The sequence below is a fragment of the Roseateles terrae genome (assembly GCF_014192155.1).
Classification (GTDB): Bacteria; Pseudomonadota; Gammaproteobacteria; order Burkholderiales; family Burkholderiaceae_C; genus Roseateles; species Roseateles terrae.
The window spans coordinates 164,200-189,500 of the sequence record NZ_JACHXO010000005.1 but is presented as its reverse complement, the minus strand read 5'-3'; the positions used below and the strand labels follow the sequence as shown (position 1 = coordinate 189,500).

Annotated in this window: 20 protein-coding genes; 10 read left to right on the top strand and 10 right to left on the bottom strand. The window is 67.5% G+C overall.

Translation table 11 applies throughout. The annotated features are described in order from the left end of the window. The first annotated feature begins 21 nt into the window (after positions 1-21). The gene (locus FHS28_RS14955) at positions 22-1,185 is read left to right on the top strand and encodes a PepSY-associated TM helix domain-containing protein (protein WP_088451854.1); all 1,164 of its coding nucleotides are present in this window, start codon (positions 22-24) and stop codon (positions 1,183-1,185) included. A 488-nt stretch (positions 1,186-1,673) separates the two neighbouring features. Here the strand turns inward: FHS28_RS14955 and FHS28_RS14950 are convergent, their stop codons facing one another. After that, positions 1,674-2,585: a 2-hydroxyacid dehydrogenase gene (locus tag FHS28_RS14950; RefSeq protein ID WP_088452332.1), complete on the bottom strand. Its 912-nt coding sequence runs from the start codon at positions 2,583-2,585 to the stop codon at positions 1,674-1,676. 139 nt (positions 2,586-2,724) lie between these two features. Next, positions 2,725-4,326 carry a DUF2968 domain-containing protein gene (locus FHS28_RS14945; protein WP_184294947.1) on the bottom strand — a complete coding sequence of 534 codons (1,602 nt, stop codon included), beginning with the start codon at positions 4,324-4,326 and terminating at the stop codon, positions 2,725-2,727. Positions 4,327-4,686: 360 nt separating this feature from the next. Here FHS28_RS14945 and FHS28_RS14940 point away from each other — a divergent pair, with 360 nt between their 5' ends. Together FHS28_RS14940 and FHS28_RS14935 are read left to right on the top strand one after the other, a co-directional pair. After that, positions 4,687-6,414, top strand: coding sequence for an ABC transporter permease (locus FHS28_RS14940; protein WP_088451850.1), 1,728 nt, complete (start codon positions 4,687-4,689; stop codon positions 6,412-6,414). Positions 6,415-6,435: 21 nt separating this feature from the next. Further along, positions 6,436-7,752, top strand: a complete 1,317-nt coding sequence (locus FHS28_RS14935; RefSeq protein WP_088451848.1) for an ABC transporter ATP-binding protein — start codon at positions 6,436-6,438, stop codon at positions 7,750-7,752. An 18-nt stretch (positions 7,753-7,770) separates the two neighbouring features. On the opposite strand, the gene FHS28_RS14930 is transcribed toward FHS28_RS14935, so the two are convergent. Continuing rightward, entirely contained in the window at positions 7,771-8,226 is a 456-nt protein-coding gene (locus tag FHS28_RS14930) for a DUF3331 domain-containing protein (RefSeq protein WP_246410138.1), read from the bottom strand. Positions 8,227-8,361: 135 nt separating this feature from the next. Here FHS28_RS14930 and FHS28_RS14925 point away from each other — a divergent pair, with 135 nt between their 5' ends. Beyond that, a complete protein-coding gene (locus FHS28_RS14925) occupies positions 8,362-9,060 on the top strand; it encodes a TetR/AcrR family transcriptional regulator (protein WP_088451846.1) in 699 nt (232 codons plus the stop codon). A 449-nt stretch (positions 9,061-9,509) separates the two neighbouring features. Here the strand turns inward: FHS28_RS14925 and FHS28_RS14920 are convergent, their stop codons facing one another. Further along, a complete protein-coding gene (locus FHS28_RS14920) occupies positions 9,510-10,325 on the bottom strand; it encodes a fumarylacetoacetate hydrolase family protein (protein ID WP_088451844.1) in 816 nt (271 codons plus the stop codon). A 205-nt stretch (positions 10,326-10,530) separates the two neighbouring features. Continuing rightward, positions 10,531-10,857, bottom strand: a complete 327-nt coding sequence (locus FHS28_RS14915; protein ID WP_088451842.1) for a hypothetical protein — start codon at positions 10,855-10,857, stop codon at positions 10,531-10,533. A 263-nt stretch (positions 10,858-11,120) separates the two neighbouring features. Between FHS28_RS14915 and FHS28_RS14910 the strand changes: the two genes are divergently transcribed. Together FHS28_RS14910 and FHS28_RS14905 are read left to right on the top strand one after the other, a co-directional pair. After that, a complete protein-coding gene (locus FHS28_RS14910) occupies positions 11,121-12,662 on the top strand; it encodes a methyl-accepting chemotaxis protein (protein ID WP_184294945.1) in 1,542 nt (513 codons plus the stop codon). Between the two features lie 60 nt (positions 12,663-12,722). Continuing rightward, complete coding sequence (locus FHS28_RS14905) at positions 12,723-13,571, top strand: cysteine hydrolase family protein (protein ID WP_088451837.1); 849 nt, start codon at positions 12,723-12,725, stop codon at positions 13,569-13,571. A 6-nt stretch (positions 13,572-13,577) separates the two neighbouring features. Here the strand turns inward: FHS28_RS14905 and gloA2 are convergent, their stop codons facing one another. From gloA2 to FHS28_RS14880, 5 genes are all read right to left on the bottom strand, one after another. Further along, positions 13,578-13,961: an SMU1112c/YaeR family gloxylase I-like metalloprotein gene (gloA2, locus tag FHS28_RS14900; RefSeq protein ID WP_088451835.1), complete on the bottom strand. Its 384-nt coding sequence runs from the start codon at positions 13,959-13,961 to the stop codon at positions 13,578-13,580. Between the two features lie 133 nt (positions 13,962-14,094). Further along, positions 14,095-14,631, bottom strand: a complete 537-nt coding sequence (locus FHS28_RS14895; RefSeq protein ID WP_088451833.1) for a hypothetical protein — start codon at positions 14,629-14,631, stop codon at positions 14,095-14,097. A gap of 145 nt (positions 14,632-14,776) precedes the next feature. Next, positions 14,777-16,027 (bottom strand): MFS transporter, encoded by a 1,251-nt coding sequence (locus tag FHS28_RS14890; RefSeq protein ID WP_088451831.1) that lies wholly within the window; start codon positions 16,025-16,027, stop codon positions 14,777-14,779. A 114-nt stretch (positions 16,028-16,141) separates the two neighbouring features. Beyond that, entirely contained in the window at positions 16,142-18,172 is a 2,031-nt protein-coding gene (locus FHS28_RS14885) for a M13 family metallopeptidase (RefSeq protein ID WP_088451829.1), read from the bottom strand. Positions 18,173-18,420: 248 nt separating this feature from the next. Then, on the bottom strand, positions 18,421-19,281 hold the full coding sequence (locus FHS28_RS14880) for a cyanophycinase (protein ID WP_088451827.1): 861 nt from the start codon (positions 19,279-19,281) through the stop codon (positions 18,421-18,423). A gap of 276 nt (positions 19,282-19,557) precedes the next feature. Between FHS28_RS14880 and FHS28_RS14875 the strand changes: the two genes are divergently transcribed. From FHS28_RS14875 to FHS28_RS14860, 4 genes are all read left to right on the top strand, one after another. Further along, entirely contained in the window at positions 19,558-20,082 is a 525-nt protein-coding gene (locus FHS28_RS14875; RefSeq protein WP_375140767.1) for a (2Fe-2S)-binding protein, read from the top strand. Beyond that, positions 20,079-21,188: an FAD binding domain-containing protein gene (locus FHS28_RS14870; RefSeq protein WP_088451823.1), complete on the top strand. Its 1,110-nt coding sequence runs from the start codon at positions 20,079-20,081 to the stop codon at positions 21,186-21,188. Before FHS28_RS14875 ends, FHS28_RS14870 begins: the two co-directional genes overlap by 4 nt. Next, positions 21,185-23,491, top strand: a complete 2,307-nt coding sequence (locus FHS28_RS14865; protein ID WP_088451821.1) for a xanthine dehydrogenase family protein molybdopterin-binding subunit — start codon at positions 21,185-21,187, stop codon at positions 23,489-23,491. Before FHS28_RS14870 ends, FHS28_RS14865 begins: the two co-directional genes overlap by 4 nt. Before the next feature lie 122 nt (positions 23,492-23,613). Beyond that, positions 23,614-25,170 carry a methyl-accepting chemotaxis protein gene (locus FHS28_RS14860; RefSeq protein WP_088451819.1) on the top strand — a complete coding sequence of 519 codons (1,557 nt, stop codon included), beginning with the start codon at positions 23,614-23,616 and terminating at the stop codon, positions 25,168-25,170. Positions 25,171-25,301 lie beyond the last annotated feature (131 nt).

Below are 25,301 nucleotides of genomic sequence, written 5' to 3'. Positions count from 1 at the left end.
CCAGACGGAGCGTTCCTCATGATGGGCGCCCCCGCCATCCGCGCGTGGAGCTGGGTGCACAAGTGGACCAGCCTGATCTGCACCCTCTTCATGCTGCTGCTGTGCCTGACCGGCCTGCCGCTGATCTTCCATCACGAGATCAGCCACTGGCTCGGTGACGACATCGAAGCCCCCGCGCTCACCGCCGAACAGGCCGCCCAGGCGGGCCGCACACCGGTCAACCTGGACGACCTGGCCGCCGCGGCCCGCGCCCGGTATCCAGACCGGGTCATCCAGTTCGCCGGACCGAATGAGGACGACGACCGGCTGTGGTGGTTCACCATGACCCCGACGCCGGCGCCCACCGACGACTTCAAATCCATCGCCGTGGATGCCCGCACCGGCCAGGTGGTGGGCGACTACAAGGTCGGCGAAGGTTTCATGGACCTGATGCTGCGGCTGCACGTCGACCTGTTCGTGGGTCTGCCGGGCAAGCTGTTCCTCGGCCTCATGGGGCTGCTGCTGCTGGTGGCGCTGATCAGCGGCGTGGTGCTGTACGCCCCGTTCATGCGCAAGCTGGCCTTTGGCGACGTCCGGCGCGACCGCTCGACTCGCGTCCAATGGCTGGACCTGCACAACCTGCTGGGCATCGTCACCCTGGTCTGGTGTTTTGTGGTGGGTGCCACCGGCATGATCAACACCTGGGCCGACCTGCTGGTGAAGTACTGGCAGTACGACCAGCTCAGCACCGTCCTGGCGCCCTACAAGGATGAGCCGGTCATCCCGGTGGATCAGCGTGGCTCGCTGCAACAGGCGATGGACAACGCGCTGCGGCAGGCGACCGATATGAAGGTGTCGTTCATCGCCTTCCCCGGCACCGCCTATTCCAGTCCGCACCACCACACCGTCTTTCTCAAGGGCGCCACGCCGCTGAAGTCCAAGCTGCTGTCGCCGATGCTGATGGATGCGCGGACCAGCACGCTGACCGTGGCGCCGGAGCTGCCGTGGTACCTGACCGCGCTGCTGGTGTCTCAGCCCCTGCACTTTGGCGATTACGGCGGGATGCCGATGAAGGTGTTGTGGGCGCTGCTGGACCTGGCCACCCTCGTGGTGCTGGGGTCCGGGGTCTACCTGTGGGTGCGCAAGCCGCAGGGCGCGCGCACGCGGGCCGCAACAGCCGCACTGCAGGAAGCCTTGCAGGAATGAGCAGACTTGCAACAGCCGTTGACTACTGTATGCCCATCCAGTACATTGGATTCATCGCGGACGGTGGCGGCGAGGGAGTTCAAAGCCACCCCAAATCGCACGGTACCCCACAGCACCCGCAGAGGCTGCAGCCGTTGATCGGCTGGTCGGCTGGTCGGTTGAGCGCTTGGCATCAAGCACACGACTGAGCGTCTGCGGGTGGGTCCCCAGTCAAGGCAAACGCATCGGAGATGGCAATGCAAGTGCTCAAGCAACGAGTCTGGTCTTCACTGAACAACGCGGATGCCTGGGTGCTGGGCATCGGTGTCCTGTCCTGCCTGGGCCTGGTCACCGGGGTGCTGGGCTGATCAGCCCCCGCGATACGTTATTTCAGTTCAAACCCCCTTGGTCCGCCCTGCTGGAGCGGTCCGGCAACGGTACCCGAACCGTCGCTGGCCCTCCTGGGGCGGATATTTTTTTGTGGCGACCGCAAGGCGCCCCACAGCCGCTCATAGCGGCGTCTGCAGGGGCTGTCCGTCCTGCCACCGCTGCGCATTGAGCAGGAACAGATCCACCGTCGCCTGCACCGATTCCGGCGACCAGCCGGCGATGTGCGGCGTCAGGATCACATTCGGAAACCCCAGCAGCTCCTGGGGCGGATGCGGCTCGGATTCATACACATCCAGCGCTGCCCCACCCAGCTGACCTGCGGCCAGCGCCTGGGCCAGCGCGGCGGTATCCACCAGACTGCCTCGGGCGATGTTCACCAGGTGCCCTTGCGGCCCCAGCGCCTGCAGCACATCGGCATTGACGATGTGGCGGGTACCCGGCCCGCCAGGCGCCGCCACCACCAGGAAATCGGCCCAGTGGGCCAGCGCCATCACCGAGTCGAAGTAGCGGTAGCTGTCGGCATCCGGCCGCGCACGGCGGTTGTGATAGCCGACCTCCATGTCGAAGGCCGCGGCCCGGCGGGCGATGCGCATGCCGATGGTGCCCAGACCCAGAATGCCCAGGCGCCGGCCATTGACGCTCGGGCGCAACGGCAGCGCGTCGCGCCAGACCCCTGCGCGCAGCGCCTGCTCCTGTTGCGGCAGCGCGCGCACGCTGGCGAGCAGCAGCGCCATCGCATGGTCGGCCACACAGGCGTCATTGGTGCCCGCACCATTGGCCAGCGCAATGCCGCGCGCCCGGGCGGCGGCCACGTCAATGTTCTCGTAGCCGGCGCCCAGGGCCGCGGCGAATCCTAGCCGCGGCAGGGCGGCAATTTCATCCGCCCGCAGCCCGACGGCGCCGATGGTCAACACCACCTGGATGTCCGCGCCATGCTCGGCCACCGCTTGCGCACGCAGGGCCGCGGTGGGCGCATCGATCACATCAAACCGTTGCCGCAGCTGGGCCTGGTGTTCCTGGGCCATCGGCATCAGCAGCAGCAGCTTGGGCCGTACGTGGGTGGAAGGCGTGCGTGCGTCGTTCACAAGGGTCCCCGGGACTGGTCACATCGCCGGGGATGATAGGGGGCCGGCCAGTCCGAGACCGGAAGTCAGGGCGTGCTGCGCACCGTCACTGGCCGCGTCCGCTACGCTCCAGGCCGCACACCGGCAGGTCTCGCTCGGAGGGGGAGACCGGCTGCCCGGGCTGGACGATGCGGCACTCCTGCTGTCCGGCACCGCGGCGGGTCGAGGCGCCGCTGAGTCTCCCCATGCCGCCCGTGTTGCCCATGCCGCCCGCCGCGGGGCCTCCGGCGTTGGAGCCGCCGCCACTCGCTGCGCCGGCAGTGCCCCGCGCGGAGGGGTCCAGCTGCCGCCGCAGCTCCATGACACGGCGCTGCTCCGCCATCAGCTGTTCCTGAAGCTGCCGCTGCTGTTGCTGCAGGGCCGAGACGTCCGCGCGGCTCTGGTTTTCCTGCGCCTGGATCATGGCGCGATAGCGGCGATCGGCTTCCACTTCCTCCGCCATCTGGCGGGTCTGGGCCTGGGCCTGGCGCAGTTCCCGCTCCGCTGCGTCCGTCTGGGCCTTCAATTCCAGCCGGCGCAACTCATCCGCCGCCAGCGCGGCGGACTGATGGGCCAAATCCTCATAGAGGCGCAGGGCCTGTGCGCTGTCATGGGCCTGCACCACCCGCCAGAGGTCCTTGCCTTGCGCCAGCAGCACAAAGTAGCGAGCCGCATCGATCTGGAAGAACAGCTGGGCATTGAAGCTGCCGTTGTCCGCGCGGCGCATGGCGGTCAGGCGACCGGCGTTCTGCAGCCGCAGCACTTCGTCCATCAGGGGTGAGCGCGGCGGCGCCTGCATTGGCGCCATCGTGGGCTGGCTGGGGGCGGCCGGCCTGCCGACGTCCGCGCTGCCGCTGGTGGTTGTCGCTGAGCTGCCGACTGAGCTGCCGACTGAGCCGCCGACAGCACCGCCGACTGAACTGCCGCCAGCGTCGCCGGGGAGACGGCCCATTGACGCCGCTGATGTCGACGTGGGTGCCGGAGCCCGGCTTTGAGACTGTGTGATCGTGGCGCCCTGCGTCGGCATCGCTGCGCGGCCAGCAACGTCGCCGGACGCGCTGGGGCTGGCGGAAACGCCAACGCCCGCTTTACCCGCGGTGCCTGCTGCACCGGCTGCACCGCCAGTCCCGGTGCCTCCAGCATTCCCGGCCGATCCACCGGCCGCCGCCGCTGCCCCCGCTTCCGCTTCGATCAAGGTCTCTCCCAGCAGCGCCGGCCGTCCCGCTTCCCCCTGCCCGGCCAGACGTCGGAAACTCTCGAAGCCCAATTGCGCGGCACGCTCGTTGTCGCTGCGCACCACCCGCCGGACCTGTCCCGTGCGCGAGGTCACCGCGATGTAATAACGATTGGTCCTCGGATGCAGCAGCAGCTCAATGGTGCCCAGCTCGGTCTTGAGCTTGCGCAGCGACACCAGTGCCTGCTGGGACTGCAGCACCTGCAGCTCCAGCACGGTGGCCGCTTCCTGCGGTGTGGCAGTGGCCGGCGCAGCGACAGCGGGCCCCTGAGCCGACGCCGCCACATGCCACAGCGCCACCATCAGCAGCGGCAGCACCCCCAACACCGGTCGCAGCAAGCCTTTGGCGCCGCGACGCAGCCCAGGTCGCCATCCGCAGGCCTGCACGCCAGGCAGGGCCCCGCCGCTCGCAGGAGCGCGCCCCGTCGAGGTCACGTCACGCCTCCAGAGACGGTAGCCGACGGCATCGGATCGGAGGGAGGAAAGCATGGCAGCCAGAGGCCGCATGGCGAAGCGCTGAGTCATGGCAAAAAGAGTCCGGGCGATTGCAGGGAAGCGCATTGTTGGAAGCCCGTCGCCAGCCTCAGGTCGAATTGATCAACATCCCGCAGAGCCCACAAAGACAAGTCATCCGAAGGCCCCTTCTTCATGCCGTCAGACCACAAACCTTCATGATCTCGAAGCAAGATCAGGCCATGGGCTGTCCGGGCCCCGACAGGTTTCTGAAGGGCATTTCATGCATGCTGCGCACCTGACCGTCGCCCTCAGGCCGACACCTCACAAGAAAGACAACCCATGAACCGCCGCGAATTCTTTCCGCGGCAGGTCGTCGATGCGGGCGCGAACCGCTGGGACTGGGCCTTGCTGCCGCTGGTCCTGGCCGCACTGGTGCTGCTGGCCTATGGCGCGGCCCAGATGACCCGTCCGTTTGAGCTTGGCGACCCGCTGCCGCTGTCGCTGGATCCGACCTTGCTGCCCTACTACCTGCTGCGCACCAACCTGCGCATGCTGGCCGCCATGGTGCTGGCGCTGCTGTTCAGCGCGGCCTTCGCCGTGCTGGCGGCCAAGGTGCGCGCGGCGGAGAAGGTGCTGATCCCGATGCTGGACATCCTGCAGTCCATTCCCATCCTCGGGTTCCTGTCGATCACCGTGACCGGCTTCATCGCCATGTTCCCCGGCAACCTGCTTGGGGTGGAATGCGCCGCCATCTTCGTCATCTTCACCTCACAGGCCTGGAACATGGCCTTCAGCCTCTACCAGTCGCTGCGCACCGTGCCCAGCGAGCTGCAGGAGGCGGCGATGGTGTTCCAGCTCTCCGGCTGGCAGCGCTTCTGGCGGCTGGAGCTGCCCTTTGCGATGCCATCGCTGCTGTGGAACATGATGATGTCCATGTCCGGCGGCTGGTTCTTCGTGGTGGCATCGGAAGCCATTTCGGTCTCGAACCAGAGCATCAAGCTGCCGGGTGTCGGCTCTTACATCGCACTGGCCATCGAGTCGAAAAACCTGCCGGCCATCGGCTGGGCAATCCTCGGGATGCTGGTGGGCATCGTGCTGTACGACCAGCTCGTCTTCCGCCCGCTGGTGGCCTGGGCCGACAAGTTCCGCTTCGAGGACAGCGGCAGCGACACCGCGCCGGAATCGTGGATGCTGAACTGGCTGCGCCGCACCCACATGACACGCCGCATCGGCAGCTGGTTCGTGGACCAGCTCGAGCGCAGCCTGATCTGGTTCCGTCGCTCGCATGACGGCACCTCGATCCGCGCGCGTCAACGCCATGCCGGTCCGACGCTGCAGCGGCTCTGGGACGCCGTACTGGCAGCGGGTGTGATGCTGGCGCTGTGGCATCTCGTGGCCTTTGTGCACACCGAGGTGGGCTGGTCCGAAGCCGGCCACGTGTTTGTGCTGGGCGTCTTCACATTGCTGCGGGTGATGGTGCTGATTGCACTGGCGGCGCTGGTGTGGGTGCCGGTGGGGATCTGGATCGGACTGAATCCGCGCTGGAGCGGCCGGCTGCAGGCCGTGGCGCAATTCCTTGCCGCCTTCCCGGCCAACCTGCTGTTTCCGGTGGCGGTGATGGCGATCGTGCACTGGAAGCTCAATGCCGATCTGTGGCTCTCCCCGCTGATGATTTTCGGCACGCAGTGGTATTTGCTTTTCAACGTCATCGCCGGCGCCTCGACCATCCCGGCCGAGCTGCGCCATGCGGCCGGCAACCTCGGCCTGACCGGCTGGCTGAAGTGGCGCCGTTACCTGCTGCCCGCCGTCTTCCCCAGCTTCGTGACCGGCGCCATCACCGCCAGCGGCGGCTCATGGAATGCCAGCATCGTGGCCGAATACGTCAGCTGGGGCGACACCACCGTGCAGGCCCACGGCCTGGGCGCCTACATCGCGCAGATGACTGCCGTTGGAGACTTCCCCCGGCTGGCGCTGGGCATCGGCGTCATGTGCATCTTCGTGATGGGCCTCAACCATTTTGTCTGGCGCCGCCTCTATCGGATGGCCGAGGACCGCATGCATTTCTGATCCGGGATCGAAGGAGTTTTCATGTCCGCCACCATCCTCGAACTGACCGGCGTCGGCAAGACCTTCCGTTCCGCCGACGGGCATCTGCGCCCGGTGCTGCAGGACGTCGACTTCCATCTGCGCGATGGCGAGATCGTTGCGCTGCTGGGCCAGTCCGGCTCCGGCAAGAGCACGCTGCTTCGCATCATGGCCGGTCTGGTGAAGGCCGATCATGGTCAGGTGCGGTATCGCGGCCAGCCGCTGTTCGGGCCGGCACGGGGCATCAGCATGGTGTTCCAGTCCTTCGCGCTGTTCCCGTGGCTCACGGTGCAGCAGAACGTGGAGCTGGGGCTGGAAGCCCGCGGCATGCCCAAGGCCGAACGCGAGAAGCGGGCCGAGGCCGCGATTGCATTGATCGGCCTGGCCGGATTTGAAGGCGCGCTGCCGCGCGAGCTATCCGGGGGCATGCGTCAGCGGGTGGGCATCGCCCGCGCGCTGGTCACCGAGCCGGACGTGCTGCTGATGGACGAAGCGTTCTCCGCGCTGGATGTGCTCACGGGCGAGCGCCTGCGTGAGGACATCCTGGAGCTGTGGCAAGGCGGCGGCATGCCGACCAAGGCGATGCTGGTGGTCTCGCACAACATCGAGGAAGCGGTGCTGATGGCGGACCGTGTGCTGATTTTCGCCAGCGATCCGGGCCGCATCCGCTGCCAGCTGTCGGTGCAGCTGCCGCGCCCGCGCGATCCGGACAGCGCCGATGTCCGCGCGTTGATCGACGAGGTTTATGCGCTGATGACCGCCGGTGCCGGCCGCCCGGGTCGCAGCCATGGCGCGGTGGACACCGGCGTGGCGCCGCCGCCGCTGGTGGAGCGACTGCCGTCGGCGGACGTCGCCCGCATGGACGGCCTGCTGGAGCTGCTGGCCGAGCCGCCCTTCCATGGTCGGGCGGACCTGCCGCCGCTGATCGAGGAATCGGGCCTGTCCGATGCCGAGCTGCTGCCGGTCGCCCACGCGCTGGCCCTGCTGGGCCTGGCGCAACTCGACAGCGGGGACCTGCAGCTCACGCCGCTCGGCCGCCGTTATGTGGACGGGCCCAATGAACTGCGCCGGGGTCTGTTCGGCCAGCAGCTGATGACGCAGGTGCCGCTGATTGCGCATATCCGTCACAGCCTGGAGCAGGAGCCGACCGGGCTGATGATGGACACGCCGGTGCGTCGGCTGCTCAGCGAGCATCTCAACGAGGAGGAGGCCGATGCGGTGATGAAGACCGCCGTCTCCTGGGCCCGCCATGGCGAGGTCTTCGAATACGACTACAACACCGGCAAGCTGAGCCTGCCGGATGCGGATGTCATGGAGTGAGGCGCGGCCAAGAGGCGGTCAGGCGTCCACAAACGCCGCCGCGATCATCGCGCCGACGTTGACCGGCGCTTCCTCCTCGCGCGGGCAGTAGACGAGATCCCCCACCTGGATCGGGCTGCCGCTCAGCACGCAGACGCCCGTGCGCCGGGCCGGCCCCATGTCCCAGATCTGGTAGCCGTAATGGCAGACGCCGGGATCGGACCAGGAGATGGCCGCCGTCCGCGGCGTGGGCCGGTCCAGCACATGGATGCGGGCCGGCGGGTGCACGGCGCCATCGTTGACCGTCCGCCGGACCATCGCGCGCGGCGCGGTCTGCGCAACGGGCAGGCGCTCGCGTCCGCTGTCCGCGCTTTTTGTGCTGCGCGGGCCGGGGGCGCTCGGGTCACCGGGGGCGCTCTGTGCGCTCTGTGCGCCCAACCAGGCGATGGTGCGCAACCACCCGTCGTGGGCCATTTCCTTGTGCTCGCTGTGCATGCCTGACACGCCTTTCCAAAGCGCCTCGCCATCGTTACCTTCGGGCGGTCAACCCGATCGTGCGAAGCCATCGTCGTTGCCGGAGACTTCTGAAATAATTCAACGAGTGATGAATATAGCAAAGAAGGCGGCTTCATGAGTGCGGCACCCCTCACACCCGGCGGACCGGCCCCGTCAGTCCCATCAGCCCCGTCAACCCGGTCGCCCCGTTCCGCGCGCAGCCGGGGGCGCCCCTGCAGCCAGGCGGTCCAGGGCGCGGACGCGTTGCTGCGCACGGCGCGAGGCATCTTCGCCCGCCGCGGCTACGACGCCACCAGCGTGCGGGACATCGCCCGGCAGGCCGGGGTGGACGCGGCCCTGATCGCCCACCACTTCGGTTCCAAAGAGGCCTTGTGGCGCGCCGTGGTGGAGCACATCGCCACCACCATCGACCCGCTGCTGCTGCTGGCGGGAGAGTTGCGGACCCGGGCGGACCTCTCTCCCCGCCAGCGGGTCGAGCAGGCCCTGCTGTCCTTCATGGACCGCGTCTTTGAAGATCCGGACATCGGCATGTTCTTCTCCACGGCCGCCACCGAAGAAGGAGAGCGGCTGAATCTGCTGGTGGATCGGATGGTGAAGCCTTTCCACGCCGTTTTCCTCCCCCTGATGGACGACGCGATGGCTGCCGGTGAGCTGCGCGCCTGTGATCCCGCGCTGATGTTCTCCATGCTCACTCACGGCATCAGCAAGACGGTGGCCTATGCGCATGTGATGCGGGCGGTGTCTTCGCTCCCGGACGATCCGGCGAAGTTCAAGGCGGAGCTTCAAAAGGTCGTGTGGACATTGCTGGCATGACCCGGCCCCGCCACATCGCCCATGCCGGTCTGTTCATGACTTCTGTGGACAAGCCTGTTGGAAGCCCGGGCAGGGATGCTGCAAGTGCTTGTCAGCATTGATAGAAGCACCCACTGCCTCACTTTGAGGCAGTGGTCGGCCCGCATGGCTCAACGGGTGAGACGCGTGCGGCAAGCGACCCGTCCCCGCGTTATCAGCGCCCCTTGGAGTTGACAGCCTCAGCCTGGGGACAACTTTTCCTGCAGGACGGGATCCGACTTCCACTGTTCATGCGTTCTGTGGACAAGTCTGTTGGAAGCCCGGGCAGCAATTGCACAACTCTTTGATTTCAAAGGACATCCTTTGAACTGCCTCATTAATAGGCAGTATCCACAGGCCCCGGTTCAGCCCGGCTGGTGCGGGGGACAACTTCGCCGCGCCGCCCCGCTCCCGCGGTGCTTGTCCCTCGGTCAAACGATGCGCAGATTCAGGTGGGGGAGCCCATCGATATGCCCTTCCAGCACATCGCCCTTGACCACCGGGCCGACGTTTTCCGGCGTGCCGCTGTAGATGATGTCGCCGGGGCGCAGTTCAAAGGCTTTGGACAGGTTGCTGATCTGCTCCGCGACGCTCCAGATCATCATGCTGAGGTCGGCGCTCTGGCGCGTCTCCCCGTTCACCTTGAGCCAGATGGCACCCTGCTTCGGATGCCCCAGCCGGCTCACCGGATGGATGGGCCCGATGGGCGCCGCATGGTCGAAGCTCTTGCCGATCTCCCAGGGCTTCTTTTCGTTGCCCATCGCGCGCTGCAGGTCGCGGCGGGTCATGTCCAGGCCAATGGCGTAGCCGTAGACAAGGTCCAGCGCCTGTTCCACCGGCACATCGCGTCCGCCCTTGTGCAGCGCGGCGACCAGTTCGATTTCGTAGTGGTAGTTCTTCGTCAGCGTCGGATAGGGATGGTCGGCCACGGTGCCCGGCGCGACGTTCTGAATCGCGTCGGTGGGCTTCTGGAAAAAGAACGGCGGCTCGCGGGTGGGATCACTGCCCATCTCGCGTGCATGCGCCGCGTAGTTGCGGCCGATGCAATAGATGCGGCGCACGGGGAATGAAAGATCGGTGCCGGCAATCGGCACGGTGGTGGGCGTGATCTCAAACGGGGTCTTGAGCCCGCTCTGGGCCTGGCCCGGCAGTGCGCATCCGGCCACGGCACCCGCCGCCATGGCGGCGGAGGTGCTGAGCAGGGAACGGCGCGCAAGGCCACGCGGCCGTGGGAAGGAATCGGTCATGACGGTCTCCTGAAGCTGTGATCGAGGTGTGATCGACCACACCCTGACCCAGCCTAGAACCCCGCCACGGCAGCGGCCTATCCGCATTTGCGAGCGTTTGCCGCCATGCGCTGCATGCGAGTGCGATGAGCGAGTCACCGCGTGCGAGGCGTGAATCGAAGCCGCTGGGCCGCTGAGAACGCGACAGGCGTGGGCGCCCGGCCCCTCACGCCTGCCAGACGCCGAATCCCGCCTCCCGCAGACCGATGGCCAGTTCCACCTCCATCTCCCGCGCCGCTTCATACGGCATCGGGTTGTAGACCTCGTAGAGCTGCGGCAGCAGTCGCAGCCCATAGTCGAAGACAAAGCGGTTGGCCTGAATGCCGGCCTTGTGCTTGTCAAAACGCAGGTCCGGGTCCAGCCCCGTCATGCCCACATAAACAAACGGCTTGCCCAATTGATAGTCCGGATTGGCACGCCGAAAGCGCGGCTCATTCCAGACCCGGTCGGACAGTTCAACCACATAGACATGATGATGATGGCGGCGGGACATGGCGGCCCGAAGACTACCCCGCCTGGTGATGCACGCCCCGGCCGCCCCTGTCGCCTTCCTGGCTTCCTGCGCCCATCCGTGATGCACTGCGCACATGCCGTGGGCCGATGGCAACGGGGATGACAGCGTTACCAGCCGGTATCCCCGCAATCTGTCCACAAAGCACGAATTGACCGGTGAACCGACCGCACCACCCACTGTCGAAGGTGGGGCGCGCTGACTACAGTGGTTGTTTCCGCAAGGATGCAAAGAAGGGACACGGCGTGAAACTCAACGATATGCGACTGGCCTCCAGACTGGCCATGGGCTTTGGTGTGGTGCTGGTGCTGCTGGCGGCCATCGTGCTCATTGGCGGCATGAGCCTGGGGCGTACCGCCGAGTCGACCCGGCAGATGATGGACATTCCGCTGCAGAAGGAACGTCTGGTGGCGGAGTGGTACACGCTCACGCTGGTGGGTGTGAAGCGCTACACCGCCATTGCCAAAAGCAGCGATGCATCGCTGGCCGACTACTTCACCAATGATGTGAAGATCTCCACCGCCCGGGGCAATGAAATCATCAAGGCGCTCGACGGCCTGCCCAAGAGCGACGAAGAAAAGAAGGTGGTCGACAAGCTGATCGAGGCCCGCAAGGTCTACACCGGCACCCGCGACCGCATCGGCGCCGCCAAGAAGTCCGGTAACGCGGACGAAGCCATCCGCATCCTGGAGCAGGAGTTCCGCCCGCAGGCCGACGTGTTCCTCGGCAACATGGTGGACTACCTGAAGTTCCAGCAGAAGACACTGGACGAGATGGCCAAGGAGGTGGACGCGTCCACCACCTCGGCGCAATGGCGCATCGGCCTGATCGGCGCGCTGGCGCTGGTGGTCGGCGCCGTGTTTGCGTGGGTGCTGACCCGCTCGGTGACCGTGCCGCTGCAACGCGCCCGGCAGATGGTGGAAGCCGTCGCCGGCGGCGATCTGACCCGCTCGGCGAAGGCCGAAGGGCAGGATGAGATCGCGCAGATGATGACGCAGCTCGACGCGATGCGGCTGAGCCTGCAGACCGCCATCTCCACCGTGCGCGATTCGTCGGAGAACATCCAGAACGCCTGCCAGGAAGTCTCGGCCGGCAACCAGGACCTGAGCCAGCGCACCGAACAGACCGCCGGCAATGTGCAGCAGGCCGCCAGCGCCATGGAGCAGCTCAATGGCACGGTGGGCCAGACGGCTCAGTCGTCCCGAGAGGCCGCGCAGCTGGCCACCAATGCCGTGCAGGTGGCCACCCGCGGCGGCGAGGTGGTGGCCCAAGTGGTGGCGCGCATGCAGGGCATCCACGGCAGCTCCCGCAAGATCGCCGACATCATCGGCGTGATCGACGGCATCGCCTTCCAGACCAACATCCTGGCGCTGAATGCGGCGGTGGAAGCTGCCCGTGCCGGTGAGCAAGGCCGAGGCTTTGCGGTGGTCGCCACCGAAGTGCGCAACCTCGCTGGCCGCTCTGCCGCCGCCGCCAAGGAAATCAAGTCGCTGATCGAAGCCAGTGTGGAGCAGGTGGAAGCCGGCACCGACCTGGTGAATCGCGCCGGTGACACGATGAATGAAGTGGTCGGCGCCATCCAGCGCGTGACCGGCATCGTCGGCGAGATCAGCGTGGCCAGTGCGGAGCAGGCCGAAGGCGTGTCGCAGGTGTCTGGCGCCGTCACCCAGATGGACGCGGCCACCCAGCAGAACGCAGCCATGGTGGAAGAGATCGCCGCAGCGGCCTCCAGCCTCCGGGGTCAGGCGCAGAGCCTGGTCGATGCGGTGCGGGTGTTCCGCCTCTAAGGCGACGCGCCGGGCGGCGAGTTCCTATACTCGTGGGCATCTTCCGCCCGCGAGTCCATCATGTCCGCTGCATCGGCCACGCCGTCGTCCCCTGCCCTGCCCAGTCAGCTGCTGATCGTCGATCCGCAGAACGATTTCTGTGACATCGACGGCGCAGCGCTTCCCGTGCAGGGCGCCCATGCGGACCTGCAGCGGCTGGCCGGCTTCATCCGCGCCACGGGCGACCGGCTCGCCGACATCGTCGTGACGCTGGATTCCCATGCCGCCTACGGTATCGAACGGCCGTCCTTTTGGCAGACCGGCGATGGCGGCCCCGTGGCCCCCTTCACCCAGATCACCTCGCAGCAGGTGCGCGAAGGCCATTACGCACCGCGCGACCGCCACCTGGCCGAGCACGTGCGTTTCTATCTCGACGCCCTGGAGTCCAGTCCGCATCAGTACCGGCTGATGGTCTGGCCGGCCCACTGCATCACCGGCACCTGGGGCCACAACCTCCATGCCGACGTGGCGCAGGCGCTGGCCGAATGGGAGCAGCGCGCATGGCGCGTGGTGGAGAAGGTGCTCAAGGGCCGCAATCCGCTGACCGAGCAATACAGCGCAGTGAAGGCGGAAGTGCCTCTGCCGGATGACCCCTCCACCGGCATCAACCATCTGCTGGTGGACCGCATCGTGGCCTTCAGCGGCCTGACCTTCATCGCGGGCGAGGCCAGCAGCCACTGCGTGGCCGCCACCACCGAAGACCTGCTGGACGCCATGACCCCCGAGCGCCGCAGCCGCGTCGTGCTGCTGAGCGACTGCATGAGTCCGGTCGGCGGCTTCGAGACGGGCGCCTCGGGCTTCGTGGAGCGGGCGCAGGCGCTGGGCGTGCAGGTGATGACGGCGGCGCAGGCGCAGGCCCTGATCGCCTGAAGGCGCTCAGCCTTCGTAGATTTCCAGTGGCAGCCCGTCCGGGTCGGCGAAGAACGTGAAGGCGCGGCCGGTGTATTTGTCGATCCGCACCGGCTCGACCGTCACGCCCAGCCGCTCCAGATGGGCCTTGCAGGCGGCCACGTCATCCACCGCAAAAGCGAGGTGACGGAGTCCCTGGGCTTCCGGGTAGGACGGCCGCGGCGGCGCGCCCGGGAAGGAAAACAGCTCCACCTGCGATCCATCGGGCAATCCCAGGTCCAGCTTGTAGGAGTCGCGCGCTTGCCGATAGTGCTCGGCAATCACCGTCAGGCCCAGCACCTCGGTGTAGAACTGGCGGGAGCGGGGATAGTCGCTGCAAATGATGGCAGCGTGATGCAGTCGTTTCAGCATGGCGCGTGGGAGAAGCTCAACAGGCGCTATTAAGCCAGATCACGCGCAGCTGGCCTGGCAGAGACGGGTCGATCCCCGCAGCCGCTGATGCCTATGACGGCGCCCCAAGGCCTCCAAGCGCCCAACGCAGCACTCAGTTGCTGGCGACGGTCGCGTCCGGGGTCGGCAGACCGGACCCATTCACGCTGGCTGTGAAGTAGCGATAGCCGGGCACATCGTCCGTCGCCTGCGCCGGCTGGGCGGTGGGCGCGCCGGTCGATGCCGGCAGGGTCTGCGCCGCGCTGGCGGTGGTGCCGTTCAGCGCGTAGCTGTGGACATGCACCACCTCACCGCCGTGGTCGAACTGGCAGTGGCCGGCGTGCGCCGTCCCCTTGGCGGTGCGGCGGTCGATGTCGTCCTGGTCGTCATGCACGTCCACATTCACCCAGACATAGTCCAGGCCACTCCTGCCGCGTTCGGCGGAGGTGGAACGCACGGGAGCGCCCGCCCAGGTGGAGCGCAGCAGGGACACGCAGCGCGCATGCTGGTGCTGCTCGAAGGCGGAGAGTTCCGGCCCTTGATAGGACGGCAGGCGGTCGCAGCCCGTCAGGCCCAGCGTCAGCGCGGCCAGGACCGTGGCGGGCACCAGGCCGAGGACGAAAGAGCGGGAAAAAAGCGGACGGGACAGCACAACAGGCTCCGAAGACTAGGGTTACCCCGAAGCCTACGTGGAAGTTGATGCCCGCTCATGAAGCCAACCTGAAGACCGCACAACAATGCGGGCATCATGCGCGCAACCGGGGCGCATCACGCCCGAAGGTCACATTTTCATCCGCTCAGTGAACTTCCCGCTTTTGCCGCGCCACGATGCGGATCAAGACGGCGGCCGTCAGCGTGGTGGTGATCACCACATAGCCGACTCGCGGGAAATTCTGCACCTCCCCGTTCGCGCCGAGCGTGACGAGGTGTCCGGCCACCAGCGAGGCCACGCCACCGGCGAGCTGCTGAAGCGCGCTGTTGATGGCACTGAAGGCCCCGCGCTGCTCCGGCGCGGGAATGCCGCTGACCAGCGCCTGCCAGGGAATCAGCCGCGAGAAGATGCCGACAAACATCACGAGGTTGACGCCGATCAGCAGCCACAGGGGCGACGTTCCGAGGTGGGTGTAGACGAGCACCATCACCACGGTGACGACGCAGCCCACGTAGAACACGGGCAAGGCGCCCCAGCGGTCGGACATGCGGCCGATGAAGGGCGACACCACCAGACTGGACAGCCCGGTGACCAGATAAACCGCCGGCAGATGATCCAGCGAGATGCCCACGTTGTGCACCGAGAAGGCGCTCGCAAAGGGCATGAGCATGAAGCCGCCGGTGGTCAGCAGCGCGGTGACCGCAAAGGCCATCCAGTGCAGCGGCTTGGACAACACATGGCGCAGGTGCCGCGCGACGCCATCGGAGCGACCCGCCGTCAGGTGGGCATTGACCGGCTTCATGCCGAAGGCGATGAACAGTCCCGCCACCAGCCCCATGCCCACCAGCGCGAGGAACGGCGCATGCCAGCTCCAGCGGGAAGCGAGATACAGACCAAACGGAAGACCCAGCACCTGGCTGGCCGCAAAGCCGCCCTGCAGCAGGCCCATCACCCGACCGCGCTGCGCGGGTGGGAACAGGTCGGCCGTGATGGCCATGACGATGGAGCCGATGACGCCACCGAACAGCCCGGTGACCACACGCGCTGCCAGCAGCATCTCGTAGCTGGGCGCCAGGCCGCACCACAGGGTGCCCAGCAGGAAGCCGCCGTAGAAGAACAGCAGCAGCCGCTTGCGGTCATAGCGGTCGGCGAAACCGGCCGTGAGCAGGCCGGAGAGGCCCGCGCTGAAGGCATAGGCCGACACCACCATGCCGAACTGCTGCGCCGACATCGACATCGCCGGCATGATCATCGCGCCCAGCGGCGACATGATCATGAAGTCCAGGATGACGGCAAACTGGAGCAGCGTGAGCAGCCCGGTCGCGAATCGCTGATAGGGCGTGAAAGGAACCGGTGCGCCCGGAGGCGTACCCGAGGTCATGGGAGTGGCGGACATGCAAAACCTTCAGTGGCCTCCAACGGGCCTTCGCTGGCCTGAGCTGGCCCGAACTGGCCTGGACGGCAAGGCTGCGGTTGTAGCAGGCTTTGCCGTCCAGATGGTTTCAGCCGATCACCAGACCTGGATCGGCTGACTGGCCTTCATCGCATCGCCCGCCTTGCAGCTGAAGGCCTGCGCGAATTCCGGCATGTTGGACATCGGCGCCAGCACCCGGTACTTGCCCGGCGAATGCGGATCGGTGCGCAACTGGTTGAGCAATGCCGCTTCACGCGTCTTGTTGCGCCACACCAGCGCATTGGAAAGGAAGAAGCGCTGCTCCGGGGTGAAGCCGTCGATCTTGTCCCGCTGTCCGGTGCGCTTCAGGGCGTTCTGCAGCGCATCGAACGCGATCGGCATGCCAGCCATGTCGGAAATGTTCTCCCCCAGGGTGAGGCGGCCGTTGATCGGGGTGCCCTTCACCGGCTCATAACTTTCGTACAGGGCCACCACCCGGTCGGCATTGGCCTTGTACGCGGCGGCGTCGGCAGGCGTCCACCAGTCGTTGAGGCTGCCGATGCTGTCGAACTGGCGACCGCGGTCGTCGAAGTGGTGGGTGATCTCGTGGCCGATGACCATGCCGATGCCGCCATAGTTGACCGCATCGTCCGCCTTCGCATCGAAGAACGGCGGCTGCAGGATGCCGGCCGGGAAGGTGATCTCGTTCAGGCCGCCGGCCTGCGCATTGACGATGTACGGAGACATCGTCCAGCGGGTGCGGTCGCTCGGACGGTCCAGGTCCTTGAGCTGCTCCTGGTGGGCCCAGGCAGCGGCACGCAGCTGGTTGCCGGCAAAGTCCTTCGCCGTCAGGCTCAGGCCTTCGTACTGCGGCCAGGTGGCAGGCGCGCCGATCTTGGGCTGCATCGCGGCCAGCTTCTCCAGCGCGCGGGTCTTGGTCTGCTCGCTCATCCAGCCGACGTTGCGGATCTTCTCGCGCATCGCCGCCTTCACGTCGTCGATCAGCAGCGTGGCGCGGCGCTGCGCTTCCGGCGAGAACGCACGGGCCACAAACAGCTCGCCCAGGGCCAGGCCCAGCGGCGCCCCACCGGTGCGACCGCCGATCATCATGATGACTTCCTGCTCCCGCGGCTTGTGCTGCTCCAGACCGGTGATGGTCTTGTCGTAGTAGTCGAAGGCCGCATCGGCGTAGGCGGACGGCAGTCGGGCGGCGCTGTTGTCCAGCACCCGCAGACGCAGATAGGTCTTCCAGGTGGACACCGGCGTCGAGGCGGCCAGTTCGGCCACCCGCTGCATGAAGCCGGGCTGGCCGACAATCACACGGTCCACGCCCTCCGTCCGCTTGCCATTCAGCGTCAGCGCCTGGATCCACGCCTGCCAGTCCAGGCCCTCAGCCTTCTTGGCCAGCTCCGCAGGTGTCATCGGGTTGTAGACGGCCAGCGGATCGCGCAGGGCGGCGCGCGGCACGGTCGCATCGGCCAGGCGGGCCTCTAAGGCCATCAGCGCATCCAGCGTCTCGTCCGAGGCATCGGCGCCGGAGGCTTTCAGCAGCCGCTCCGCATACAGGCGGTAGGCGGCGCGCAGGCGCTTGGCGATGTCGGTGTCCTTGAAGTAATCGTCCCGGTCCGGCAGGCCCAGGCCGGATTGCATCAGGTGGAGCACCTGCACGCTGGTGTTCTTCGCATCCGGACGGACATAGGTCGCCACCGGTGCGCCGATCTGCACCCGGCCCAGTGCCGCCAGCACCGCCGGCAGATCGCTGGCGGTCTTGATGGACGCCACACGGTCCAGCAGGGGCTGCACCGGCTTCAGACCGCCGGCCTCGATGGCGCCACGGTCCATGCCGCTGGCGTAATACGCGGCCACCTGGCGCAGGCCGGGTGTCGTCTGCAGCTCGGGCTTGCGCACCAGCTCGGCCAGGGCATTGGCCAGCAGGCGGTCGTTGGCCACTCGCAGCGCGTCGAAGCTGCCGATGCGGGTCTGGTCCGCCGGCAACTGCGTGCTGGCGACCCAGGGGCCGTTCACATAGTCGTAGAAGTCCGCGCAGGGCGAGACGTCCTTGGAGAAGCTCTGGACATCCAGGGCCTGTGCCGGTGCGGCGGTCAGGGCAGCGGCGGCGGCTGCAGCGATCAGGGCAAAACGGAACATGGCGGTGGCCCCGGCAGGGGCGGGTCAGCGTGAGAAGGGCGCAAGGCTAACCCTTGCGCGCCCCCGGCGACCATCCGCCATTGCCCGGGCGTGGCTTTCGGCACCCGTCGGCGAGCCGGCTTTCGATCGGATCGGGCGAGCAGCGGATCCCGCCGGCGCTGACCGCGCGGGCGTGTGGCCTGCAAGGCACACCGCGGACACCCCGTCGGCCCGGATCGCGGGCGTCCGCCCAGTCCTCGGCCCCAGACTCAGTTCTGGTCGCTGAAGTCCATCAGACGCTGCAGCGCCTGGGGCGTGCCCTCCGGCCACGGCGGCCCCGCCAGACGCAGGCCGGGGGTCAACAGATGCAGCGAGACCTCGTCCAGCGACCAGCATTCCCCCGGCCCCATCGCCTGCAGCCGGGTGCCAGGCCCACCGCCGGCCAGCACGGTGACCGTGCCGCTGCCGACGACTTCCAGGCCATCGTCCGGATGCACGAATACGGCGGTGTCCTCATCCAGGCCCAGTCCGACATGGCCCGGCGAGACGCCGAGGAACTGGATCAGGCGCGACAGCCGCTTGCGCTCGGAAAAATGCTGATCCACCACCACCCGGGGCCACAGGCCCAGGCCGGGCGGAAGCGGGCCGGGTGGCCCTCCGGCGATCTGCGAGCCTTCATCGCCCCGCGGCATGCGGGCGCCGAGCGCCGAAGCCCCCGCACTGGTCCCGGCCACCGCCAGGCCTTCTTCGGCATGGCGACGGGCGATGAGCTCGAACGCGGGCGTGTCGCCAAGGGTGTCGAGCAGCCGGTGCTGATCGCCGCCGGTCAGGAACACCAGATCCACGGCTGCCAGGCGCGCCATCACCGCCGGCGTGTTCAGCGCCGATGCCTCCCGTGCGTCCAGCCAGAACGGCTCGCCGCCCAGGGTGTCAAACGCAGCCCGGTAGTGCTGCCACAGCTCCGCCGGCGCACCGCTCGCTGCGGTCAGCACCAGCACCCGGGGGCGCTCCATGGGCAGCGCCCGCATCAGCGCCGCCAGGACGGCGCGGTCGCCGTCCCGATCTTCATTGCCGCCAATCACGGCCAACAGTCCGCGGCCGCTTCGGGCTGCGCGGTCACTCGTCACCATCTCTGTGGGTCTCCAACGTCAGCCCGAATCGTCTCATGAGCGCAAGGCCGGTCGCCACTGGGAACACGCCTTGCTCGACAGGGACCACGAGACCGCCCCGGGCCGCCCCGGGGCCACGCCCAAGGACACCCCATGAACCTCACGCCCGCATCGACCCGCCCACCGGCCGCTCCGGCCGCCGAGACCCCCGATGCCATCGGGGCCCGCGCCGCCGACCCGACCGGCGACCTCCCGCCCGGCCTGCCCGTGCAGCTGCGTATCAACGGCCAGACGGTCATGCTGCAGTTGGCGCCCTGGGTCACTTTGCTGGACCTGCTGCGCGAACAACTGTTGCTCACAGGCAGCAAGAAGGGCTGTGATCACGGCCAATGCGGCGCCTGCACCGTGCTGGTGGACGGCGTCCGCATGAACAGCTGCCTGCTGCTGGCCGTCAGCCTGGACGGCCGCGACATCACCACCGTGGAAGGGCTGGCCACGCTCGCCGGCGCAGAGGCCACCGGCCCCAACGACCTGCATCCTTTGCAGCAGGCCTTCATCGACTGTGACGCGCTGCAGTGCGGTTATTGCACGCCCGGCCAGCTCTGCTCGGCCGCGGGCCTGCTCAACGAGCATGCGCCGGCCAATGCCAACGAGATCCGGGAACGGATGAGCGGCAACATCTGCCGCTGCGGGGCCTATCCGCAGATCGTCGAGGCGGTCTCGCGCGTGGCCCTGGTCCGCGGCGCAGCGTCCGCCCGACAGGCTGTACCGGACACGGCCGGCGCGTCTGCCGACCTCACCCCGGGGAGTGCCGCCGCATGAACCCCTTCGAATACGCCCGCGCCCAGACCGTGGACGAAGCCCTGCTGCAGCTGCAGCGCGGCACCGCCCGACTGACCCCCACCGACCGACCCGGCGCCGCGGTCAACGAACGGCCGCGGTTTCTGGCCGGTGGCACCAATCTCGTGGACCTGATGAAGGAAGACGTGATGCAGCCCGGTCGGTTGGTAGACGTGACCAGCCTGCCACTGACCGCCATCGAAGGCACGCGCGATGGCGGCCTGTGGCTGGGCGCTCTGGCCACGAATGCGGTGACGGCCCAGCATCCGCTGGTGCTGGAGCGGGCGCCGCTGCTGCGCACCGCGATCCTCGCCGGTGCCTCGCCGCAGATCCGCAACCGGGCTACCAATGGCGGCAATCTGCTGCAACGCACCCGCTGCCACTACTTCTACGATGCGGCCGTGCCCTGCAACAAGCGGGCGCCGGGCTCCGGGTGCCCCGCCGCGACCGGCATTGCGCGCCAGCACGCCATCCTGGGCGCCAGCGAGCATTGCGTCGCCACCCATCCGTCCGACATGTGCGTGGCGCTGGCGGCGCTGGATGCCACGGTGCATGTGCAGTCCCCCCGCGGCACGCGCGAGATTCCCTTCCTGGAATTCCATCGTCTGCCCGGGGAGGAGCCGGAGATCGACAACACCCTCGCGGCCGATGAACTCATCACCCACCTGACCCTGCCACCGTCGGCATTCGCCGATCACAGCTGCTATCTGAAGCTGCGGGAACGGGCGTCCTACGCCTTTGCGCTGGTGTCCGTCGCGGCTGCCCTGGTGCTTGACGAGAACGGCCGCATCCAGGCGGCACGCATCGCCCTGGGCGGTGTGGCCCACAAACCCTGGCGCGACCTGTCCGCCGAGGCCCTGCTCATCGGTGAGACACCGTCTCCGCAGAGTTTCGAAGCCGCCGCCGAGCATCTGCTGCGTCCGGCCAAGGCCTGGGGCGGCCCTGCGCTGCCGGAGAGCCTGCCGGGCAATGCCTACAAGATCCCGCTGGCGCGCCGCGCCATCGTGCGGGCCCTGACGATGGCCCTGGCCGGCGTGCCGACCAACACCGGCGAAGACTTCTTCCGCCTCGAAGGAGATGCAGCATGAATGACCGATCGACCCTCGATCTGGCGGACCTGGCCATCGAGGCCGACCAGCAGCCGCGCGCGGATGCAGGCACCGGCACCGTGCAGATTGGCAGCGCGCTGCCGCGCATCGATGCCCTGGCCAAAGTCACCGGCCGTGCGCGTTATGCCGCGGAACATCCCGCCGACGACCTGCTCTACGGCTGGGTGGTGAACACGGCGGTCGCCCGTGGCCGCATCCGCGCCATCGACGCCAGCCGCGCGCTGGCCCTGCCGGGCGTGGTGGAGGTGCTGACCCATCAGAACCGGCCGAAGATGCGCTCGCTGGACCTGTTCTACAAGGACATGACGGCGCCCGCCGGCTCGCCCTTCAAGCCGCTGCATGACGATGAAATCCACTACAGCGGACAGCCGGTGGCGCTGGTGGTGGCCACGTCGCTGGAGCTGGCGCGCCACGCCTCACGGCTGATCGACGTGCAGGTGGACGCCGAGGCCCATGAAACTTCCCTCCTGGTGCACCGCGACCGCAGTCACGAGCCCAAGCCGCTGAAAGCCGGCTTCTCCCCGCCGCCCAAGCCGCGCGGCAACGCCGATGCGGTCTGGGAGGAGGCCGATGTGCGCGTGGATGTGGACAGCTACGCTGGCGTGGAGCATCACAACCCGATGGAGATGCACGCCACCACCGTCATCGTCGGCAAGGACGGCCATCTGACGGTCTACGACAAGACGCAGGGCTCGCAGAATTCGCGCTGGGTCATCTCCCGCGTCTTCGGGCTGCCGGCGCGCAAGGTGACGGTGCGCAATCCGTTTGTCGGCGGGGCCTTCGGATCGGGCCTGCGGCCCCAGTACCAGCTGCTGCTCGCCACCATGGCTGCGCTGCATCTGAAGCAGTCGGTGCGGGTGGTGCTGACCCGGCAGCAGATGTTCACCTTCGGCCACCGTCCCGAGACCTGGCAGCGGGTGCGTCTGTCCGCCGATGGACAGGGCCGGCTGACTTCGGTCATCCATGAAGCGCTGGCGGAGACCTCCCGCAAGGAGGACTATGTGGAAGTGGTGGTCAACTGGTCGGGTCAGCTCTACCACTGCGACAACGTGCGGCTGGACTACCGCCTGGTGGACCTGGACCAATACAGCCCCATCGACATGCGCGCGCCCGGCGCCGCGCACGGCGTGCATGCGCTGGAAGTGGCGATGGATGAGCTGTCCTATGCCGCCAACCTGGACCCGCTCGAGCTGCGTCTGCGCAACTATGCCGAGCGGGACTCAGCCAAGGACCTGCCCTTCTCGACCAAGGCGCTGCGCGAGTGTTATGCGCAGGGTGCCGAACGTTTCGGCTGGTCGAAGCGGCCGCCAAAGCCGCGCTCGCGCCGCGAGGGCGATGAATGGGTGGGCTGGGGCATGGCCACCGGTACCTGGGACGCGATGCAGATGTTTGCCCGCGCCCGCGCGGTGCTGCATGCCAACGGCCAGCTGGTGGTGGAGAGCGCGGCCAGTGACATCGGCACCGGCACCTACACGGTGATGGCGCAGATTGCCGCGGCGGCCCTGGGCCTGCCGATGGAGCAGGTGACCTTCCGCCTGGGCGACAGCACCCTGCCGGTGGCGCCGATCGAAGGCGGCTCGTCCCACGTCACCACCGTGGGCTCGGCGGTCGAAGGCGCCTGCGAGAAGATCCAGCGGGAACTCTGGAAACGCGCCCGCCATCACGTCGATGGCTTCGCCAAGGTCAAGTTCGACGATGTCGAGTTTGCCCACGGGCATCTGCGGGTGAAGACCGGCGGGCTCGCGGTGCCTCTGTCGCAGCTGGTGCGGGTCAAGGGCGAGGAAGAAATCGAAGCCAAGTACCTGCTGCTGCCGAATCTCCTCAAGCAGAAGAACTACGTGCGGGCGGTGCATTCCGCCGTGTTCTGCGAGGTGCGGGTGGATGAGGAACTGGGCACGGTGCGGGTGTCCCGGGTGGTGAGCGCGGTGGCCGCCGGGCGGATCATCAACCCGGTCACTGCCCGCAGCCAGGTCGTGGGCGGCGTCGTCTGGGGCATCGGCCAGGCGCTGCTGGAAGAGACGCTGGCAGACCATACGCTGGGCCGCTTCATGAATCACAACCTGAGCGAATACCACGTGGCCGCCAATGCCGATGTGGGGGAGATTGACGTGCTCTTTGTGGACGAGGACGACCGCATCGTCAGCCGCCTCGGCGCGAAGGGCGTGGGGGAGATCGGCATCGTCGGCGTGGCGGCGGCCATCAGCAATGCGATCTTCCATGCCACCGGCCGACGACTGCGCAGCACCCCCATGACGCCCGACAAGGTCATGCGCAGAGATTGACGGATTTCACGGTTCGGACGTCTGCGCGTCATTTTTCACCCAGTGACGCTAGCGCCCGACCGTGCCCGGTGCCAGCATCCCGATGCGTACGGTAGCGCCCGCTACCGCATTGGGAGAAAAGCATGGCAACAAAAATTTCTGGTCGCTCCATCGGCCGACGTTTCGGGCTGGTCCAGACCCTGGTAATGGTGATTGCGCTGGTCGGCTCCGGCATGGGGTATCTGGGGCTGCAGCAGGTGGCGCAGGACACCGAATCCATCTATACCGACGCCCTGGCCACCGAGCGGGTGGCGTCCGACTGGTACCGCAACGTGTTCAATGGCATCACCCGCACCACCGCCATCGCGGTGAGCACCGATGCCAATCTGCCGGGTTTCTTCGCGCAGGCCGCGGCCGAGTCCAGCAAGAAATCCACCGAATTGCAGCAGCAGCTGGACAAGCTGCTCACCACCCCGGCCGAGCGCGCCTCCTTCGAGAAGATTTCCGAGCTGCGCAAGACCTACCTCTCCACCCGGGACGCGATCGCCGCCGCGAAGAAGGCCGGCGAGACGGAGCGCGCCAAGGAGCTCTTTGACAAGTTTTCCGCTTCCTCCGCCATTTACCTGGACAGCATCCAGGCGGTGGTCCAGGCCCAGCGGGAGCAGCTGGACCAGTCGATTGTGAGCCTGCGGGAGAGCAACCGCCGCGCCCGCATCGCCCTGGTGCTGTTCAGCCTCGTCGCCCTGGTAACGGCAGGCGTGCTGTCCTGGCGCCTGACCCGCTCCATCACTGTGCCGCTGAGCCAGGCGGCCGAGGTCGCGGACGCCATTGCCAACTTCGACCTGACCCATCCGATCCAGCTGCAGAACCAGACCCAGGACGAGACTGGCCGCCTGCTGGTGTCCCTGCGCACCATGCAGACGGCATTGACCGGCCTGATCGGTGACGTGCGCAGCTCCACCGACAGCATCAACACTGCCAGCGCGGAAATCGCCACCGGCAACATGGACCTGTCCAGCCGGACCGAGCAGACCGCCTCCAACCTGCAGCAGGCGGCCGCGTCGCTGACCCAGCTGACCGGCACGGTGCGGCAGACGGCGGATGCCGCGACCACCGCCAACCAGCTGGCCAGCCACGCCACGACCACCGCCCAGCGCGGCGGCTCGGTGATGGGCCAGGTGGTGACCACCATGGGCGAGATCAGCGACAGCTCCCGCCGCATCGGCGACATCATCGGTGTCATCGACGGCATCGCCTTCCAGACCAACATCCTGGCGCTCAATGCCGCCGTGGAAGCCGCCCGGGCGGGGGAGCAGGGACGCGGCTTCGCTGTCGTCGCCAGCGAGGTGCGCTCGCTCGCACAGCGCAGCGCCGCGGCGGCCAAGGAAATCAAGACGCTGATCGCCACCAGTGTGGAGCGGGTGGAATCGGGCTCTCGCCTCGTCACCGACGCCGGCACCACGATGAACGACATCGTGCAGAGCGTGCAGCGGGTCACCGACATCATTGCGGAAATCAGTGCCGCCACCCATGAGCAGAGCGACGGCATCCAGCAGGTGAATGCTGCCGTGGGGCATCTGGACCAGATGACGCAGCAAAATGCCGCGCTGGTGGAAGAAGCGGCGTCCGCGGCGGAAAGCCTGAAGGATCAGTCGCAGCGCCTCGCGGGTGCGGTGTCGGTGTTCCGCCTCGCGCGTTGATGCGCTGAAGCGCTGATCGGGCCACGCTCGTCTCCGTGGCACCCGCTCACGGTCGTGACGGGGCCCCACGGAGCGGGGACACGCTCGGGCTTGGGCCGGGGCATCATCAAATCTTCATGAACGACCGCCTA

Excerpts from the sequence above, each read along its gene's own strand:
- FHS28_RS14955 (WP_088451854.1), top strand. The coding sequence starts at position 22 with ATGGGCGCCCCCGCCATCCGCGCGTGGAGCTGGGTGCACAAGTGGACC.
- FHS28_RS14930 (WP_246410138.1), bottom strand. The coding sequence starts at position 8,226 with ATGCACAGCGAGCACAAGGAAATGGCCCACGACGGGTGGTTGCGCACC.
- FHS28_RS14925 (WP_088451846.1), top strand. The coding sequence starts at position 8,362 with ATGAGTGCGGCACCCCTCACACCCGGCGGACCGGCCCCGTCAGTCCCA.
- FHS28_RS14880 (WP_088451827.1), bottom strand. The coding sequence starts at position 19,281 with ATGGTGACGAGTGACCGCGCAGCCCGAAGCGGCCGCGGACTGTTGGCC.
- FHS28_RS14870 (WP_088451823.1), top strand. The coding sequence starts at position 20,079 with ATGAACCCCTTCGAATACGCCCGCGCCCAGACCGTGGACGAAGCCCTG.
- FHS28_RS14875 (WP_375140767.1), top strand. The coding sequence starts at position 19,558 with ATGCTGCAGTTGGCGCCCTGGGTCACTTTGCTGGACCTGCTGCGCGAA.
- gloA2 (WP_088451835.1), bottom strand. The coding sequence starts at position 13,961 with ATGCTGAAACGACTGCATCACGCTGCCATCATTTGCAGCGACTATCCC.
- FHS28_RS14950 (WP_088452332.1), bottom strand. The coding sequence starts at position 2,585 with ATGCCGATGGCCCAGGAACACCAGGCCCAGCTGCGGCAACGGTTTGAT.
- FHS28_RS14940 (WP_088451850.1), top strand. The coding sequence starts at position 4,687 with ATGAACCGCCGCGAATTCTTTCCGCGGCAGGTCGTCGATGCGGGCGCG.
- FHS28_RS14905 (WP_088451837.1), top strand. The coding sequence starts at position 12,723 with ATGTCCGCTGCATCGGCCACGCCGTCGTCCCCTGCCCTGCCCAGTCAG.
- FHS28_RS14860 (WP_088451819.1), top strand. The coding sequence starts at position 23,614 with ATGGCAACAAAAATTTCTGGTCGCTCCATCGGCCGACGTTTCGGGCTG.
- FHS28_RS14865 (WP_088451821.1), top strand. The coding sequence starts at position 21,185 with ATGAATGACCGATCGACCCTCGATCTGGCGGACCTGGCCATCGAGGCC.
- FHS28_RS14920 (WP_088451844.1), bottom strand. The coding sequence starts at position 10,325 with ATGACCGATTCCTTCCCACGGCCGCGTGGCCTTGCGCGCCGTTCCCTG.
- FHS28_RS14890 (WP_088451831.1), bottom strand. The coding sequence starts at position 16,027 with ATGTCCGCCACTCCCATGACCTCGGGTACGCCTCCGGGCGCACCGGTT.
- FHS28_RS14915 (WP_088451842.1), bottom strand. The coding sequence starts at position 10,857 with ATGTCCCGCCGCCATCATCATCATGTCTATGTGGTTGAACTGTCCGAC.
- FHS28_RS14935 (WP_088451848.1), top strand. The coding sequence starts at position 6,436 with ATGTCCGCCACCATCCTCGAACTGACCGGCGTCGGCAAGACCTTCCGT.
- FHS28_RS14885 (WP_088451829.1), bottom strand. The coding sequence starts at position 18,172 with ATGTTCCGTTTTGCCCTGATCGCTGCAGCCGCCGCCGCTGCCCTGACC.